This is a genomic window from Corynebacterium sp. (genome assembly GCF_030532965.1).
In the GTDB taxonomy this organism is placed as follows: domain Bacteria; phylum Actinomycetota; class Actinomycetes; order Mycobacteriales; family Mycobacteriaceae; genus Corynebacterium.
Genome location: NZ_JAUNKC010000034.1, coordinates 18,629 through 36,497, shown reverse-complemented (window position 1 = coordinate 36,497; position 17,869 = coordinate 18,629). Strand labels below are relative to the sequence as shown.

At 55.3% G+C, this 17,869-nt stretch carries 19 protein-coding genes; 12 read left to right on the top strand and 7 right to left on the bottom strand.

The features are described from left to right. The first annotated feature begins 344 nt into the window (after positions 1–344). The 11 genes from Q4D85_RS12790 to Q4D85_RS12740 all read left to right on the top strand — a co-directional run bounded on the left by Q4D85_RS12790 (position 345) and on the right by Q4D85_RS12740 (position 8,940). Positions 345–515, top strand: coding sequence for a hypothetical protein (locus tag Q4D85_RS12790; protein ID WP_303200948.1), 171 nt, complete (start codon positions 345–347; stop codon positions 513–515). A gap of 42 nt (positions 516–557) precedes the next feature. Then, positions 558–974: a hypothetical protein gene (locus Q4D85_RS12785; protein WP_303200947.1), complete on the top strand. Its 417-nt coding sequence runs from the start codon at positions 558–560 to the stop codon at positions 972–974. A gap of 415 nt (positions 975–1,389) precedes the next feature. Beyond that, entirely contained in the window at positions 1,390–1,893 is a 504-nt protein-coding gene (locus Q4D85_RS12780) for an SMI1/KNR4 family protein (RefSeq protein ID WP_303200945.1), read from the top strand. A 42-nt stretch (positions 1,894–1,935) separates the two neighbouring features. Continuing rightward, entirely contained in the window at positions 1,936–2,226 is a 291-nt protein-coding gene (locus tag Q4D85_RS12775) for a hypothetical protein (RefSeq protein WP_303200943.1), read from the top strand. Between the two features lie 45 nt (positions 2,227–2,271). Next, positions 2,272–2,673, top strand: a complete 402-nt coding sequence (locus Q4D85_RS12770) for a hypothetical protein (RefSeq protein WP_303200942.1) — start codon at positions 2,272–2,274, stop codon at positions 2,671–2,673. 142 nt (positions 2,674–2,815) lie between these two features. Then, positions 2,816–3,649 (top strand): DUF4261 domain-containing protein, encoded by an 834-nt coding sequence (locus Q4D85_RS12765; RefSeq protein ID WP_303200940.1) that lies wholly within the window; start codon positions 2,816–2,818, stop codon positions 3,647–3,649. A 543-nt stretch (positions 3,650–4,192) separates the two neighbouring features. Then, positions 4,193–5,128 carry an ABC transporter ATP-binding protein gene (locus Q4D85_RS12760; protein ID WP_303200939.1) on the top strand — a complete coding sequence of 312 codons (936 nt, stop codon included), beginning with the start codon at positions 4,193–4,195 and terminating at the stop codon, positions 5,126–5,128. Between the two features lie 9 nt (positions 5,129–5,137). Continuing rightward, a complete protein-coding gene (locus tag Q4D85_RS12755; protein WP_303200938.1) occupies positions 5,138–5,959 on the top strand; it encodes an ABC transporter permease in 822 nt (273 codons plus the stop codon). Between the two features lie 23 nt (positions 5,960–5,982). Then, entirely contained in the window at positions 5,983–7,158 is a 1,176-nt protein-coding gene (locus Q4D85_RS12750; RefSeq protein WP_303200937.1) for a sensor histidine kinase, read from the top strand. Next, a complete protein-coding gene (locus Q4D85_RS12745) occupies positions 7,155–7,778 on the top strand; it encodes a response regulator transcription factor (protein ID WP_303200935.1) in 624 nt (207 codons plus the stop codon). Before Q4D85_RS12750 ends, Q4D85_RS12745 begins: the two co-directional genes overlap by 4 nt. A gap of 202 nt (positions 7,779–7,980) precedes the next feature. After that, positions 7,981–8,940: a polyprenyl synthetase family protein gene (locus Q4D85_RS12740; protein WP_303200933.1), complete on the top strand. Its 960-nt coding sequence runs from the start codon at positions 7,981–7,983 to the stop codon at positions 8,938–8,940. On the opposite strand, the gene Q4D85_RS12735 is transcribed toward Q4D85_RS12740, so the two are convergent. From Q4D85_RS12735 to Q4D85_RS12705, 7 genes are all read right to left on the bottom strand, one after another. Next, a complete protein-coding gene (locus Q4D85_RS12735; protein WP_303200932.1) occupies positions 8,937–9,788 on the bottom strand; it encodes a prenyltransferase in 852 nt (283 codons plus the stop codon). The genes Q4D85_RS12740 and Q4D85_RS12735 overlap by 4 nt on opposite strands. 65 nt (positions 9,789–9,853) lie before the next feature. Next, positions 9,854–10,126 (bottom strand): lycopene cyclase domain-containing protein, encoded by a 273-nt coding sequence (locus tag Q4D85_RS12730; protein WP_303200931.1) that lies wholly within the window; start codon positions 10,124–10,126, stop codon positions 9,854–9,856. A gap of 6 nt (positions 10,127–10,132) precedes the next feature. Beyond that, positions 10,133–10,456, bottom strand: a complete 324-nt coding sequence (locus Q4D85_RS12725) for a lycopene cyclase domain-containing protein (protein ID WP_303200929.1) — start codon at positions 10,454–10,456, stop codon at positions 10,133–10,135. A 5-nt stretch (positions 10,457–10,461) separates the two neighbouring features. Beyond that, complete coding sequence (gene crtI, locus Q4D85_RS12720; RefSeq protein ID WP_303200927.1) at positions 10,462–12,039, bottom strand: phytoene desaturase family protein; 1,578 nt, start codon at positions 12,037–12,039, stop codon at positions 10,462–10,464. Further along, positions 12,032–12,970: a phytoene/squalene synthase family protein gene (locus Q4D85_RS12715; RefSeq protein ID WP_303200926.1), complete on the bottom strand. Its 939-nt coding sequence runs from the start codon at positions 12,968–12,970 to the stop codon at positions 12,032–12,034. The genes crtI and Q4D85_RS12715 overlap by 8 nt, the downstream gene beginning before the upstream one ends. A gap of 6 nt (positions 12,971–12,976) precedes the next feature. After that, positions 12,977–13,789: a glycosyltransferase family 2 protein gene (locus tag Q4D85_RS12710; protein ID WP_303200925.1), complete on the bottom strand. Its 813-nt coding sequence runs from the start codon at positions 13,787–13,789 to the stop codon at positions 12,977–12,979. A 180-nt stretch (positions 13,790–13,969) separates the two neighbouring features. After that, positions 13,970–14,983, bottom strand: coding sequence for a hypothetical protein (locus tag Q4D85_RS12705; protein ID WP_303200924.1), 1,014 nt, complete (start codon positions 14,981–14,983; stop codon positions 13,970–13,972). A gap of 264 nt (positions 14,984–15,247) precedes the next feature. Here Q4D85_RS12705 and Q4D85_RS12700 point away from each other — a divergent pair, with 264 nt between their 5' ends. Then, positions 15,248–17,698, top strand: coding sequence for a PEP/pyruvate-binding domain-containing protein (locus tag Q4D85_RS12700; RefSeq protein ID WP_303200923.1), 2,451 nt, complete (start codon positions 15,248–15,250; stop codon positions 17,696–17,698). Positions 17,699–17,869 lie beyond the last annotated feature (171 nt).

Here is a 17,869-nt window from a genome sequence, read left to right as displayed (position 1 = left end):
ACCCCACCACCAACACACCCAAACAACCTAAGCTTTTGAAATGAGACCGCTATAATTGAACAACACCCAGAAATTGAACTAATTGAATAACGCTGCGATATTGAACTAATTGAACGACGCTGGTACGGGTTGAGTTATGAAAACATCCAACCCATTTACGCCAACATTTGGTTTCACTCCTGCTGTTCCTGTGGGGCGGGATGAAGTGGTACAGGCTTTTTAATGATGCGTTAAAGGCGGGGCCTGGCGCGCCAGCACGAGCATTGTTTTTGGTAGGAACCCGTGGTGTGGGCAAAACGGTTGTGCTGAATGAGTTGGAAGCCACCGCTTGGGAGCAAGGGTGGGTGACTATTGAAGAAACCGCATTGGTAGGGATAGAAGAGCGAATAATTTTTGAGCACGCACCACGTATTCTCCGTGTTATTGATGATTCTTCGACGAACCGAAAAATAACGGGAATTAGCGCTGCGGGGTTAGGTGGGGTAACAACACAAGTTTCGGAAAAGCATGAATAGCGACCAGGGTTACGCTCTGTTCTTAGCGATATTGCCGATATTGTGCAGGAGAGAAATTCCGGAATCCTGATAACCATTGATGAGGTCCATCTCGATTCTGCTGCGGAATTAGCGGCAATTGCTACCGCGATTCAGCACATGTTTCGGGAAGGGCGAAATATTGCCATTGTGTTCGCTGGTTTGCCGGAAAACGTGGATAAATTGCTGCGCCATCCTGGGGTAACGTTCTTGCGGCGAGCGATGCGTGTTGATTTAGGTGCTGTTTCTCCAGATGACGTTCGGATAGGGTTGCAAAAACCGGTAACTGATGTGGCGCGGCAGTGGGATAGTGCTGCCCTGGACGCAGCTGTTATGGCAACGCGAGGTTTCCCGTTTTTGATCCAGCTTGTCGGCTACTACAGCTGGGCGCGTATGTCGCAGTCAGCCATGGAACAGGTAGATATGGATCATGTCTTGTGAGCAATTGAACAAGCGCAGCGTGATCTGGTCCGACTAGTGATAGAGCCCGTGCTTAAGGACCTGCCGCAATTAGAATATGATTTTCTGGTTGCTATGTCGGACGCACCAGGGTCTATGCGGACAGGCGACATTGCCGGAGAACTGGGCAAGGGATCTGACACGGTTTCGCATTACGGACGTAAATTAATGGCGAAGCACATTGTTTATTCCCCTAGGCGCGGATTCTATGAGTACACCATTCCAGGAATGCGGAAATATTTTGGTCGGCTCAGCAATCACAATACCGGGCCGCATTTTTGGTAGCTGTGGCGTCGAAAAGCGAAACAGCCTTTTTATTAGCGCACTACCCGCACGATATCGACATGTGTCTTACACTTTTGAAGAAAGCGAGATTCATAGAGAGGTGGTGTGAAAAGTGTGGTGTAACTGGGACGATATTTTCTTACAAACGGGTGATGCCTGCGATCCGGCCCGGATTGCGGAGATTGAACGCGCTATCGGCTTCGAGTTGCCTGAGACGTACCGGCAGGTTATCGCGGGATGCGGCGGTGGGGTGTTTGAACCCGAGGTGGGGGAGCTTTTCGACGACGAAGAGCTCGGCTGCGCGGTAGAAGAACTATATGGCAACGTCGCAGAAGGCACGGCAGACGACCACTTGAGTTTGAACAACTACACGCGTCACCTGATGGATACGTGGGAAATGCCCAGCTGGGGCTACCTGATTGCGCTTGGGGATGGTGAAATCCACACCCCAATTCTGCTTAACCGCGATAACCCTGCCTACCCGCAAGGAGCGTTGGTGTGCGTTGATCTAGAGGTGGAAGAGGAAACAATGATCGCGGAATCCTTCGACGCGTTTTGGCAGATGATAACCGCTAACGTCAGCGATCCGGATGCCCCTAAACCACCTCGTCCGTGACATCTTGATGGCTGGGCGGAATACAACACGAAAGCTGATGTAATGACACCATTCGACGTGGATTTGCGAATGTCCCTTATCTTTTTCGACCCGATTACTGAGCCGTTTTTCTTTGATGTTATGGCCCAAAAATTTGCTGGCGGCGAGCCCTCTGCTGCTTTAAGCCAGTTTGTCGCCGATGCGGGTTTTAGCCCCCACGTAATCGGCGATGGGGTGATCGCGGTACCGGTGATGAATCCGCTTTCCGAAGGTCAGGAGATTATTCAATCGGTGGTGGCGGCTGGATGTGGGTTGGCCATACCGTTTCGCAATATCGTCGTCTGGCGGGGCTAAGAACCGCTCAACGCCACCGTCGATACTTTGATGTGGCACCCGGACATGCCCATATCGATCGGGCTGGTGCCGGAAATCTTGCGTCACGCCCAGCACACCCGGGTGGGTTTCGTCGACCGGCCAGTGGTGATTACCGATTTGGCCGACCCCACGGGGATGACGTATGCCCAGGCGGTTTTTAGCCGGGATTTCGGCATGTGGCTTGTGGAATACCAGGCGGGCAGCGTCGATGAGCACTACCGATTGGCGTTGCCGCCGGAGGATAACGACGATGACGCAACGCTTAAAGCGGCGGCACTTATCCAATACTGGTTGCAGTACGGCACGGCTGTTGCGGATTATGCGCTGTGGGAGAAAGACGATTGCAGTCCGGACGAACAATTTTGCGAATATCATCACATGCCGAAAGTGCGGATCGATATAGAAAGCAAACGTTTTCTCCTGTAGGAACAAGATGCCGTTCGATATGGGTTCGCCAGTGCGGCGTGATATAAATATGTGCTTATTTTAGGATAATCGCATCTCATGTCGGACCCGTAGGCTACGCTAGGCTGCGTTCTTACTTCTTAGAAAAGAAAGGCAACCACTCATGAACGCAGCACTGGCAATGATTTTGCAAAACTCGCTCGACCCGGCAGTAACCGAAGAAGCCATCAGGCGGCAGTTCGCGGCAGATTGGCCGGAAGAGGCGCACCTGATTGCAGACTGGGATGAGGATGAAGAGCCAGCAGTATCCACGCCAGGTGTGACAAAAGACCCGGTTTTATTCAATGTTGGGGAGTATGGGGTGATGCTCATGCCAGTTGCGGCACCGTACCCCGACGATATCGCTGATCTGTGCGAAACTAGCCGGTTGTGGCGTGACGATGTGCCGTTCAACTCCGAACACCAAGCGCATACCATCGTGGCCGTGATGAATCCTGATGACGAAGATTCACTTCGTGCAAACGTTTTGCTATCCAAGGTGGTCGCATCGTTGATAGCCATTTCCCCGGAGACATTCGCATTGTTCTGGGCTGCGGCAGAACACCTGATCATGCCGGATCTTTTCCGGGAATTGGCAACCGAGATTCTGCCAATGCCGCTCATTCATGCGTGGGTCGCGCTCAACATGGGTGACGATCCCGAAACCGGCAACCTTACTGCGCACACGGTTGGTCTGGATCAACTGGGGTTGATGGACATTGAAATTCCCAATAGCCAGAAATCGCCGCGCGACACGTATGAGTTCCTTGAGAATATCGCCGTTTATTTGATCGACAACGGATTGATTATCAAGGACGGCGATACGGTTGGCGAGACCGCTGAGGAGAAAATCCAGGCGGTGTACACCCAGTCGCTTGTCACCCCCGGAAAACTGGTCATCCAGCTGCAAAGCGAAGAGCGGAAGAAGAAAGGTTTGTTTAACTGGTTCCGTAAGTAGTTTTAGGTTTCAGCCCGGCGTCGGATTGCTTTTCGACGCAGGGCTGTTGTGATTTTTAGCTAAGGGTAAAACTACAGCGATTAATTGAAAAACGGAAGAAGCACGAGAAAATCGCGCGCATTCAAGCATGGCCTTCAGGTTCGTGCGTATGTCGTTTCTGAGGTATTGGCAACAGACGCTGCGCTATGGGGGAGGAGCGCAAAGCGTTGTGCCCTTTATGGTTTTGATGGTGTGAAGGGGATTTTTCCGCACTAATTTTCCTGGGCCAGATTGTGGTTACCCCCAACTCGACTTTTTCTCCTCCCAAGCCCCGAAATCAACCGCCGCACCACGAATAAGTCGAGTTGCCATGAAGGGCTGTGCTTCTTACCAGTTCAGGGTAGGTTTTGGAGCGCTTGGCATCACACTTCGGCCCTAAAGTGTGCGCGTGAGAAGTGCATGGGGTGGGGTATGACAAAAGTCAGATGAGGAGATGAATAGTTGCAGGTATCTTCGTTATTTTCCTGCCTACCGGGTTATGGGGTGCCCTGACACAGTAGAAGTATGGAAACGAAGAATGAGAATGTGCAACCAGTAATCGTCGTAAAGAACTTAAAGCGCGTGTACGGCTCCGGCGCATCGGCGCACGAAGCCGTCAAAGACTCGTCGTTTTATGTCACGAAGGGCGAGGTATTTGGATTGCTTGGCACCAATGGCGCCGGTAAAACCTCAACGTTGGAGATTCTTGAAGGCATCGCGGAACCGAGCGACGATAGTGTTGTCGTGTTCGGGATGGATCCATATAAGAACCGATCGATCGTGCGTACTGAAATGGGGATCATGCTGCAATCGGGCGGTTTGCCGCTGGGATTGACGGTGGCGGAAACATTAGAGATGTGGCGGGGAACCTGTTCGCATCAACGCAGCATCGATGAGGTATTGCGTGATGTGGAATTGGAACACCGCCGTGATGTGAGGGTCGGGGCGCTGTCGGGTGGAGAACAGCGGCGCCTTGACTTAGGCTGCGCGCTATTGGGTAATCCGTCGTTGCTGTTCCTTGACGAGCCAACCACCGGTCTTGACCCGGAATCCCGTCGTAACGTGTGGAAATTGCTGGCCCGGCTCAAAGACCAAGGCGTGACGATGGTGCTAACCACGCACTACCTGGAAGAAGCCGAGATGTTGTGCGATCGGTTGGCGATCATGCACCGCGGTGAAATAGCGGTCACTGGCACGCTGACGGAAATAGTGGGAACGGTGTCAGCGGAGATTTCGTTTAGTGCCGTAAGCGAGCCGCCGCACATTCCAGGCACAACGGTGCAACAAACAGGTGGCATCGTCACGATTTTCACCGATCGGATTCAAGAAGATACCTATCAGGTATTGGAGTGGGCTCGGATCAACGGTGTTGAGTTAGAGAATTTTTCGGCCCGTCCGGCAACGCTAGAAACCGTGTTCTTAAATGTTGCCGGAAGTCAGCCAGCTTTGGTGCAGAGCTAAGGAGAGATCATGACTACTTTTACCAAAACCCAACGGCCACCAACTGTACGGCTGTCCCGCTACCTGGCGTTAGCGAAGGCGGAGACAAGGCAGTTTATCCGAAATAAGACGTTAATGGTGATGGCGGTCGCGTTTCCCATCGGTGTCGGAATTCTGATGCTGTATATGAATAACGCCGACCAGATCGGTGGGCAGGCTGTGCGGTCGGCAATAGCAATGGAAGTATTTTTCCTCATTACGTTGATGTTCGTCCAGTTCTATTCGGTGCTGTCGATGACCACGACCCGGCGCGACGAAAAGGTGTTGAAGCGGCTGCGTACGGGAGAGTCTAAAGATGTGGAGATCATAGCTGCTATCGCGACACCGGGGGCGGTTATTTCGTTGGTTTTAACTGTCGTTATGATTGCCGTTCTTGTTGGTTTTACGGGCGTTACCCCGTTAACTGGTGTGGTGCTTGTGGTGGCGATGGTGTTAGGCATTGTTATTGCGACGGCGTTGGCGTTGATTACGAGTTCGGTCACGGCTAATGCCGAGGCGGCTCAGATGACGTCGTTGCCGGTCATGGTGTTGGCTATGGTGTCGCAATCTACTATGCGGATAGCGTTGCCGGAGCAGATCCAGAATTTTATCGACCGTACGCCGTTTGCGTTGATCGGTGACGTTGCGTTTGTCGAATGGGCGGGTGGCACGATGCGTGATCTAGGCGCCGGGTCGGCGTCAGCTGGGGCGCCGGTTCTGGGGTTGCTCTATCCCTTGTTGTTGCTGGTGGTGTGGGCTGTCGCTGTGGTGTGGGCCGCGGCGAAGTACATGAAGTGGGAAACCAACCGGTAGCAAAGCTAATAAAATCGTCTGTTATGAAGTTTCTTGACGCGGTGCACGGTTGGGTGCAGACGCTTAGCGACGTAGATAAGTTCGTCTTTTACATGCGGTGGTCGCTGCATGCGGGCGTTTTGGTGTTGCTGTTCTTAAGTTTTCAGCCGGCGTGGGAATCGAGGGACTTGGTAACGTTTGATTTCCATACTGTGTTGTGGGTCGTGGTGACGCTTGCTCATTTCCTGGTGGTCACGGTCGTGCTGGAGCGGGTTCCGGAGCTTAATTCCAAGCAGCGGCCTAGTGCTGATGGGTGGAAAAACGTTGGGCTGAGTTTGTTTTGGATCACGGTGGGCATTGCGTTATTTGTGACCACGTTTTCCTCGAATTTGTGGGTGTCGCCGGTGATGGCGGGGGCGGTGGTTTTTGGCTTTGGTTGTGTGGGGTTGGTTTATTCCACGTTTTTTAGTTATCCGTGGGTGAAAACGATCATTGCCGCGGTTGCGACGTTTATAGCTGTCCAGCATCAGATTATTAATTCGCCGGTGATGATCGTTGGGTTTACGGTTTTTGTTGTGGGGATCAGTAGGGTGTCGATGTGGTCATCGAAGATGGTCAAGGAGCTTGATCGGGCCCGCAATTTGGAGTCTCAATTGCAGGTGAGTGATCAGCGCTTGCGGTTTGCGCAGGAGCTGCACGACACGTTGGGGCAGCATCTTGCGGCAATGTCGGTGAAAACAGAGTTGGCGATTGCGCTGGATAAGAAAGGCGATTCCCGCATCACGGAAGAATTGATGGAATTGCAAAAGCTTATCCGGTTGTCTCGCACTGATATGGGGCAGGTGGTGGAGGGGTACCGGGGGATTGATCCGAAACGTGAGCTTGATGGTGCCCGCGCTTTGTTGTCTTCGGTGGGGATAGCGGTGACGGTTACCGGCGAGATTTCGGACATCCCGACCCGGTGTCATGATACGGCGGCGTGGTTTATTCGGGAGGCTGCGACGAACGTCGTAAAGCATGCGGATGCCACGGCGGTGACGTTTGAGTTGTCGCCGCGCAGCGTGACTGTTACTAACGACGGGGCCACGGCCGCGGTCGGGCAGATGGGTGGTCTGGCTGCGTTGCGGCAGCGGGCGGCTACTATCGGGGCTCAGATAGTGATGACGGGAAACCCGCCGGAGTTTAGTGTCGAATTGAAATGGGGTTCGGAAATACCATGATTTCTATCGTTGTGGTGGACGATGAAACCTTGATCGCGTCGTCCTTGGCGACGCTGCTGGGCTTGGAGGACGACGTGGATGTCGTGGCGAGTTTCTCCTCCGGCGAAGCGGTGGTGGATTGGTGGCGAAAGCGGCACGAGGTGGGGGAGCCGGTGCCCGACGTGTGTGTTACCGATTTGCAGTTGGGCGGCATTGATGGGGTTGAGGTTGCGGAACAGATTCTTGGGATCACGCCCGAGACGAAGATACTTATTGTCACGAGTCATTCGCGTCCCCGTCAGCTCAAACGTGCGCTTAATGCGGGCGTGCAGGGGTTTATGCCGAAGACGTCCTCGGCGGAGGAGTTTGCTGCGGCGATCCGGGCAATGTGCTCCGGGCGGCGGTATATCGATCCGGAACTGGCGGCGATGACGATTTCGTCGGGGGATAGCCCGCTCACGGAGCGGGAAGCTGAGGTGATTGAGGCGGCGGGCCGGGGTGGCTCTGTGGAGGATATTGCCGCTGCGGTGTTTTTGGCGGTGGGTACCACCCGCAATTATTTGTCGTCGGCGATGGCGAAATTGGAAGCGCAAAATCGATTTGAGGCGTATTTGAAGGCTCGGGAGAAGGGTTGGATTTAGGTTATAGTCCGGTCGCAGTGGCGTCGAAAAGCTAAAAAGCGGTGGTGGTTTGTGGGTGTGACCTGGTTACTTTTACGACTAAATAAGTGTGCTTTCTGCCGTTGGTTCCAGTTTCGGTGGGCTACTGTTAAATGTAAGGAAAATCCTTGCCCGACCTTGTAACACAGGTCGACTCTTCTATCGGCGAAGGCAGTGACCTTAGATGGCTGGAGACGTAACCGAGCGGGTCAACGCATCTATCAATCTTGTGCGATCGTTTCTGGCTGATGCGCGCGGCCAAGTGCCGGTGGACTGTGACTTGCTTGTCGACGCCCACGATGCGGTTGCTACCTTCGCGCTCGGGGGAAAACACCTACGTTCTATGTTGGTGCATATCGCAGCGGGTGAGGTTTCTGGTGACAAGCGGTATGCCGCAGAGGTGTTTGGAGCCTGCATCGACCTCATGCATGCGGCGTTTTTAATCCACGATGATGTTATCGATTCCGATGATTTCCGGCGCGGGGTGCCTACCATTCATTCGGTGGTGCGCCAGCGTACTGGCGATTACCATCTGGGGACATCGGTGGCGATCACGGCGGGGGATCTTGCATTCAATGCCGCGTATCGGCTCTTGGCGCAGGCGGGATTGCCCGGTGACCTCACCACCGAAGCGTTTCGGATTGTGACCGATGCTGCTGATTTAACGATCACCGGTGAGCTTCTCGATATCGCCCATTCGGTGAATCCAGCCCCAACGCCGGAATTGGTGGGGACAAGCAATCGGCTGAAAACCGCTGTGTATTCCTTCGCCGCGCCATTGAAGTTGGGGTCGTTGGCGGCAGGCCGGCCTATCTCCGATATGGACGCAGTCGCGGAGGAATTGGGCGGCGCCTACCAGGTGGCTGACGATATCGCCGGTGCCATTGGGTGTTATGACAAAACCGGAAAAGTAGCCGGTGGCGACGTGAAGCAGGGGCGGGCGACGTTAATGACCATTCGGTTGGACTACGGGCTGGAATCCGAAGATTTGCACCAGGTAGTTGAAGACGTCATCGCCGAAGGCCAAGCCCATCTGACCCGGGCCCGCCAGCTCATCGGGGACTTAGACGTCCCGAAAACCACATCCGATGGCTTATATGGTGTGGCCGACCGGATTGCGGATATGCTTGTCGATCACGCCTAGCGATACATGCTGACCAAGGTTATCGTCACCAGCGCCCCGCTGAGATAATTCATCCACAAAAACACCCGCCACGCGCGGTTAACATCCTCGCAGGTTTCGTCGGTGATGGACCAAAACCGAACCGTATTGACCACATACCCCACAGCCGCAATGCCCACCACCCAAGCAGGCGACGGCATGGCGAAAAGTAGAAGCGCTGCGATGAGATACGCGCCGGCCGCAAGCCGGGTGGTCAGCCGCGCCCCAAATACCGTTGCGATCGACTGCAGTCCGCCCTCCCGGTCGGCTTGAACATCTTGCACCGCCCCTAGCGCGTGGCTGGCCATTCCCCAGAGGAAAAACGCCGCGATAGCGTACCAAAAATAGTGACTTACCTGGCCACCAGTGATAGTAGCGCCGAAAATCGCCGGGGTGGTGAAATGCGCTGAAGAGGTGATCGAATCAAGCACCGGGCGTTCTTTGAACCGCAGCACCGGCGCGGAATAAGCGATAACCGCGCCGACGGAGATGAGCAACCAGATCGTGCTTGTCAGATTCCCCGCCACAAGAAACCAAATAATAAACGGCAGGGTGGTTATGGTTGCCGCCCATAACAACGGGCGGTGCAGCTTCGGCGATAACACCGCACCCTCAATCCCGCCTTTACGGGGGTTTCGGATATCCGATTCGTAATCGAAAACGTCGTTGATCCCGTACATGGCAATGTTGTACGGGATAAGAAAGAAGAACACCCCGGCGATAAACAGGGCATCGACCGTTCCGCCGGATATTAGGTATGCGGCCCCGAACGGAAAGGCGGTGTTAACCCAGCTGATGGGCCGCGAGGCTTTGAGAATACTGGCTAACACGGGTAGCTCCTCTTGGTTGGCGATACAACTTTTAGAATTAAAAACCTTTCAGCACCGCACTGGGGTCAGGATCTGCGCCACACCGCGGTGATAATGAGCACCGCGACGATGGGATAAAAGAAATCCTCCAGCGGGACCAGCCCTATATGAATCCCCAGCCGTTGGGATTCGCCGTAGCCCACCAATTTTGCCCAGATCATGAGATTGTCAAAGATGGCGGTGAGCACCAACAACACAGCCAACACAATGCCGGTCACCGCCAGCGGCTTCGGCCGTTTTATCAGCCACAGCACGATCGCGCCGAGAAGAAACGGGATGCTAATCAGCGTGTATGTCATGGCCAATCACCTTCGAATCCATAGTCGGTGCAACCGCCTGGTTGCCGTTGTCACGTTGATGGTGAGGTAGGACAAGAAAAACAGGAAGATGGGTTCTTCCACGGGCAATTCCGGAGCCAGGATAACTCCCGTCATGTAGTCCGATCCGCCCCGGAAAAACGACCCGGTTGCGATCCCCAACCCGTCCCAGATTAAAAACAACACCACGAGCCCGACGCATAACGCCGCCGCAGTTTTGGCGTCCGCGAAGAACGCGAGCTTCCACCGCCAATCGCATAACACCATGCAGATCAGCGAGACGAGGAGGAAGGTCAGGTACGCGACAGCCATAACGATTACACCCAATCCGGTGACAGCGGCCCAGGGCTGGTGTCAGCCCGAAGCCGTTTGATGATGTTTTCCGCCGAGATCAAACACATCGGCACCCCAACCCCTGGCACCGTGGTGGCACCGGCATAATACAGGCCAGCGACCTTCTTCGACTTATTGCTTCCGCGAAGAAACGCCGACTGCCGAAGCGTATGCGCCGGGCCGATCGAACCGCCGCGCCAAGCATTAAAACGCTGGTTGAAATCGGAAGGGCCGAGCGTTTTGCGCACCACAATCCGCTCGCGTAGGTCCGGAATATCCGCCCACCGGGAAATCTGATCGATAGCTTGGTTGGCAATATCAGTAACGCGAGGCGAAGCAGAACCGTGGTAGGCATCGCCGTGGCCGAAGTTCTCCTGCGCCGGGGTTGGGATGAGCACAAAGAGATTCTCGTGGTCATTGGGGGCGACACCCGGATCGGTGGCCGACGGCATGGACACATAAATAGAATGCGATGAATCGAGCGGGCGGTCAGGTGTTGGACCGGAAAACACCACGTCGAAATCATCACTCCAGTTTTCACTGAAGAACAGGTTATGGTGGTGCAATTGCGGAAGCTTCCCGGACACCCCCACCAACACCAGGACTGTGCCAATGCCGGGGTCTTTACGGGCAAAAGACGACTCCGGGTAGGAGCGTAACGCCGCAGGCAGCAGGCGGGTTTCAGTGTGATGCAGATCAGCGCAGGAAACCACCACGTCGGCAGCAATGGTGTCGATAGCGCCGTCCGGAGTACGCACCCGCACCCCGGTTGCCTGCGCACCGTCGGTAGCAATCGCGGTGACCGAGGTGTTGAACACAAACCGGGCACCGTTTTCCTGCGCCAGCCGGTAGATCGCTTCGGCTACCGCCATGAACCCACCTTGGGGGTAGGAAACCCCCTGCACCAAATCGGTGTGACTCATCAAGTGATACATCGCCGGGGTTTTGTTCGGCCGGGACGATAAGAATACCGCCGGATACTCAAGAATCTGGCGCAGAAGCGTGCTGCGGAATTTCGAATCGACGAATCTATCCAGCGGGGTCATCAACAGTGAGGCTAATGGGCGAATCCGTTGCCGCACATCCTTATGCACCAGCGGGCCCAATGAATTAAACGTGGTGTATAAGAACCGATCAACCGCGATGTCATAGGCATCACGGGCACTATCGAGATAATCCGACAGCTTCTGCCCGGCACCTGGTTCAACCGATTCAAAAAAGTCGATGGCGTTTTCCCTACCGGTCGGAACATCAACCGCAGGTTGGCCTTCCGGGAAGATCCGGTAGCCCGGATTGAGATCGACAAGCTCAAGCTGCTGCGCCGTCGTGGTGCCTAATAACTGGAAGAAATGATCGAAGGCGTCCGGCATGAGATACCACGACGGGCCGGTATCCCATCTAAAACCATCGGCTTCAATTTCGCCCGAACGCCCACCAATACCATCGTTTTGCTCCACCACAGTCACATCAACCCCGGCGCGGGCTAACAGCGCGGCGGTTGCTAAACCGGCGAAACCGGCACCGATAATGACGACCCGATTGGGTAGGGACGTGTCATTCATTGTTGTTGTCTTTCTCTCGACGGTTCCTGCGGCCGCGGCACCCGACGGTGGCGTGAAGGATCGCCTGGCCGACAATCTTGGATTTCGTTGGTGCCGACACCCGAACCCTGCGGCGATAAATGTCTGCGGCAGCAACGGCCTCTAGCTGGTCCGTTAATTCCGAAAACAAGTTCGTTGCGGCTATCACGCCCGCCCGGGCGCAGCGGGGTAGGAGTGGGATCGCCTGGCGCGCGACCATGAGATCCCCGCGAATATCGTCGATGAGGTGCTGCTTGGTGGCGTCGTCAAGCGAATGCGCGGTGAGTTCGGGGAAGTAGCACCGGCCCAAGGTCTGACAATCCTCGGATAAGTCACGCAGAAAATTGATTTTTTGAAACGCCGCCCCCAGCGCCCGCGCGCCTTCTTCCATCGTGGTTTTGTCCTGCGCGGAAACCGACTCGCCTACCAAAAACGCCTGTAGACACAATAGTCCGATCACTTCGGCCGAACCGTAGACATAATCGTCGAAACTGGTGGGGTCGTAGTTCACCTGGTGTAGATCTCTGCGCATCGACGCGAAAAACGCCGCAATATACTCGTCCTTGTATCCACACCGCCTGGCGCTTATCCCATACGCATGCAACACCGGGTCGGTGTGGAACCGCTGCTTCGGCGCCGCCCGCACCGTCTCTTCATAGGCCGCCAATTCCGCCTCGACTAAGGATTTCGCCATGCCTGCCTGGTCGGCGGTGCCGTCGACGATTTCATCGGCGATCCGCACCATCGCATACAGGTTGGAAATATCCTCCCGCACCCGTTTCCCCAACAGCCGTGAGGCGAGGGAAAAACTTGTTGAATAGCTTAAGATAATCTGCTCGGCGGCCTTGCACGCTGCGCGATCGTACCGCTTGAGATAATCCGGTTCGGCCTCGGTTACCGGGTGGGAAGTCATGGCAGATCACGCGCCCTTCACAGAATCCGCACGGCCAAGAATGGTGCCCAAACGGCTCCCCAGCAGCCCCCGCTGCGCAAGCCTGCGATGTGGTGGCTGGGTGCGGAAATGAACAAACATCGTGTGGAACCCCCGCCGGAATCGAACCGCTAATTGTCGCAATCCTTTGACTGCCCGGGCGTCCATGTCGACACTCACATCAGGCTGGAACCACACCGTCTCATGTGGGCGAACCGCGAAAGACAGGTGCATATCCTCATGCACATAGGTATCGGCGAAATCGATTCCGGGACTAACCTCATCCCACCAGCTCGCCCGCAGCGAATAGTTCGTGCCGAAAAACGGGAAGTGCCCCAACGCTGAGCCCACACTTCGCTGGTACGCACCCAGATACAGCCTGCTAATGAAGTCACCCAGTGCGGACAGATGGGGTGGAAACATAAACCGGGCGGAACCGGTCACACCAACCACCGTGCGCCCCGGCGACGCGTCGGCGGCGTCCCAGGCCCGGTGCAGGCGTTCTACAAAGTCCGGTGGCGCAATAATATCCGCGTCAGTGCGCACCAGAACATCTCCGGTGGCGTGGTCAAACCCGGTTGCGGTCGCCCAGGTGATTCCGCGCCGGGGCTCCGGCACCACGATCGCCCCGTATTTTTCGGCAACAGCTGCCGAATCGTCGGTGGAGCCGTTATCAACAACGATGATCTCGGTCGCAGGAACCGTCTGACGGGCGAGGCTTTGCAGGCAGTGCTGTAACAGTTCGGCGTCGTTCAGGCAGGGGATGACAATACTGATCCTGCGATGAGTGGTTGTTGTCATGTAACGCCCTTACGCCGTTGTACTTTGTGCCCAAGTATAGTTGAGAAACACCGACAGACTGCCCGGAACGAAACGTGCTTTTCGACGACCCGCCCCGCCGCTCGTCGAAAAGCACAAAACAAGACACAAAACAAAAACCGAGTAAAACTACATCGCCGGAATTATGTCGTGCGCAATCATTTAATCGTTGTTAACGGCATGGGCGATAAACTGCGCCCCCAGCCGCGGTGACACCTCATGCAGTTTTTCAAAGAAAACTTCATCCCACCGCCACCACTGGCCCACCTCCAAGGTGCCGTGCAGAAAATGCGGGTCAAGCAGTAGTTCCACCAACCGCGCTACCGGCGAATCTACCTCCCGCAGCCGCGACTTGAATGCGGCTAAATCTTTCTCGCCCACAGTACCCGCCACAAACCGCCGTGCCATAACGAGATTCGATGCACACTCCGAGCCCTCACACTGTGCATTATCCGGTTGCCGGCTGACAATATTTTCCGCAAGCCTAAGCGCCATCTCAACAAATGCCGCATAGGAATGCCTGGTAATGAAGCCACTAAATTCAAAGAACTCCGCACATGCCTGCGCCGAATCTAAAGCACAGAACCGGTACGCCTTTACTGATAACGCCACACCGCGCAGCTTCTTAAAATCTGATGGTGTAAGCAACATGTGCTCGTTAGGGAAATACTCCATTTGATCGGCGACCCATAACAGATAATTCATGAGCCCGCGCCCCTCAGCCTCATCTCTGGGAAACCTCAACCCCGCCTCAATTCCTGCCCGATACGCCTTTGACAACGCCGCTTCCTGCTCCGCCAACGCCAACCACGCCGCAAAACTCAGCGGCTGTCGCGACTCAGGGTGTATGACCTGGCGAAACATCGCACAATCGTCCTCACCCCACACCTGCCACACTTGGCCAGCTGCCTGCCCCCGTACCACGATCACGACGTAGTCGCACTCATGATGCATCAGCGGAATCGCCCCTGGCAGCGTTGCAATCGGGTTGGTGTCGCAGTGGCTGTGTACAAACGGGAAATCCACACTAAAATCCACCGGAAGAACATCCGCAGCAGGACTAGCGAAAAGCCGCCACGCCGGATGCTGATGGTTGCCTTCATCAAGGAGAAAACTCCGGTAGTCCTTCGGCAGCAGGTAGAGCATGTCATCTTCCACGGCGGCAACACTGCGCATCGGCAATCCTTTAAAACGAGGCTGTCACAACTATCCAGGGACACGGGTACCAGGTCAGTCCAGGCGCTGGCTTAACCGCCAACAAGACACACCAACCTCAACCGCTCCCACGACGATTGTAACCAGCCCACCCAACGCTTGTATGCCCAAGTGTGCTAATGCGTTCGGAGGTGATGATAGGAGGTAATCTACCGTAGCTTTTTGGATGGCGATAAATTTGTATGTGTCCCAACAAAAGCTCTGACCTGACAGGAGTAAGCGCCAGTGATTGTGTGGTTTGATTCGGTTTCGGCTAAGGATATAGCTCTTGTTGGTGGCAAGGGTGCGAATCTTGGGGAGTGCGTTTCCGCTGGTTTCCCGGTGCCGCCTGGGTTTTGCATTTCAACTGCGGCGTATCGGGAGGCGATCGCACCGGTTATGACTGATGTGCTTGCGGCTTCGGCGGCGGGTGATTTTGACCGCGCTAGAAACATCATCGAACAGTGCGAGATACCCGATAAACTGCGACAGGATATTTCCGCAGCTTATCGTGAGTTGGGGGAACCGGTGGTTGCAGTTCGGTCCTCGGCTACTGTGGAGGATTTAGCCGATGCCAGTTTTGCGGGGCAGCAGGACACGTTCTTAGGGGTGCGTGGTGACGCGGCGCTGATGGATGCCATTCGCCGGTGTTGGTCATCGTTGTGGACGCCGCGTGCGGTGGATTACCGTGCGCAAAAAGGAATCGACCAGGCCGATTTGGCGCTGTCCGTTGTGGTGCAAACCATGATTCCGGCTGAAACGTCAGGGGTGTTATTCACTGTGAATCCAATGAGTGATGCGTTGGATGAGATGCTGGTCAGTGCTTCCTATGGGTTAGGCGAAAGCGTGGTTGCGTCCTTGGTTACGCCGGATACGTGGGTGGTGTCGACGAAGCCGTCTGTTCAGGTGCGTTCTGTTGAATTGGGGTCGAAGGAAACTCGCATTGATCTGTCCGATGATGGTGGGACGGAAACGACGGAGGTTTCGGCTGCTGACCGCAGCAGGTTGTGTGTGTCTGCCCAGGAACTAGAAGCACTCGTTCGCCTGGGGCAGAAGGTGGAAGCACATTATGGCAGCGGCCAGGATATTGAATGGGCGGTTTATCAGGGCGAGGTCTTTTTATTGCAGTCGCGCCCGATTACAACCGTGGCTGATGCGCAGATCACTGGGCACCAGGGCGTGCATTCAAAAACTACTCGGACATTGCGCGATGATTTGGTGGAACACTATCCTGCCCCGTATCCCTTGGATCTGTTGGCGGTGCATGCGGTGCAAGGTGCGGTCCATCAGGCGATGAATACCATTGGTCTGGTTCCTGCCCAGGCGGAGGATCTTATTGTTGGCGATGCGGATGGGGTTATTCGGTTGAATGTGGTCGTTCCCCGGCCAGCGCTTAACTTAGGGGTACGGCTGCCACGGGCGTTTGTTCGGGGGATGCGGCACGATCCTCGTGCCTGGAACCATGAGCGTGATGTGTGGTTGGGCCAAATCGCGGAGTTGGAAACCCGAAGTAGGGGCCTTGACGCCCAGGACGATGCCGAGGTCATCGACTTTGTTCGTGATGCGGTCGCGGTTGCAGCGTCAGTGACCACTGATCGGTTCCTGCAGTATTTGGCGCCAATGATGGTGTACCGAAGTGTCGTGACTCGGCTTCTTGCATGGTCTCAACCGGGTGCACAATGTACCGCTGAGGATATGGTGCAGGGACTCGACTATGTATCGGCGCAAGTTACGCGGGAGGTTCAACAATTAGTACAGCTAGCCCGTGACACTTCCGTTGCGGATTGTGTGAAAGAAACCGATCCGAAACAGATAATGACTGAGCTTGCCCGGCTGCCTGAGGGGACACGGTTTTCCCAGGCGGTACGGGAGTTTTTGGCTACCTATGGGGCGCGCACCGGCAAGATGTACCTTCCATTCTCGAACCGCTCCTGGGGTGAGTACCCAGAGATCCTGCTGGCGTTAATAGCATCGCAGCTGCGCGGCGGCGGGGAAGTGGCAACCGAAGTGCCGGACAACCTCATCGAAAAAGTCGGTGCCGGGTTGCCGAAGGCGCTGCGTCGGTTATGGCGGCGTACTGTAGAAAGGTTCCGGCTGGCGCACATCGCACGGGAGGAAACCGCGCACTTCATCGAGAAAATCTTTGTCCTCGCCCGGGTTGGTACGGATGAGCTGGGTGCCCGGTTGGTTCGTCGCGGGTGTATTTCTGATGCTGGCGATGTGCAGTTTTTGTACTTTTCCGAGATCGTCGAAAAACTACTCGGGGATTCCACCGCTAATTTATACCAAGTCGTGGAGAATCGACGCATGAAGCGCCCTACCGCCGAAGCTATCTGGTGGGATCGAGGCGAGGATACCCACGCGTCGGATTCGCGGATCATCGGTGTGGGCGCGAGTGCCGGGCGGGTTATCGGCACGGCTCGGATTATCACTGGAACAGCAGATTTTCAGCGGCTGCAACCAGGCGATATTCTGGTATGTCCATACACCGACCCAACTTGGACACCACTGTTTTCAGTTGCCGCCGGGGTAGTAGCGGACACCGGCGGCCCGTTATCACATGCCGCGATCGTCGCTCGCGAATACCGCATTCCCGCGGTCCTAGGAACCGGTCGTGGCACCACACTGATCCGCGACGGCGCGAAAATAACCATCGACGGCAAACACGGCTGGGTGGAAATAATGGAGGAAGCTTAAGCCACGTGCTTTTCGACGATCCACCAGCACCGATTGGTAACGGGCTGACTTTTACTTTTAGTTCCCGCTGATAGTCAGTACGCACGGTAAATACGCTACGTTGTATTGCACACAGTAGAATTGGGTTCCGCGCTCAGAACTAAAAACACGCAACAGAAAGACATAGACATA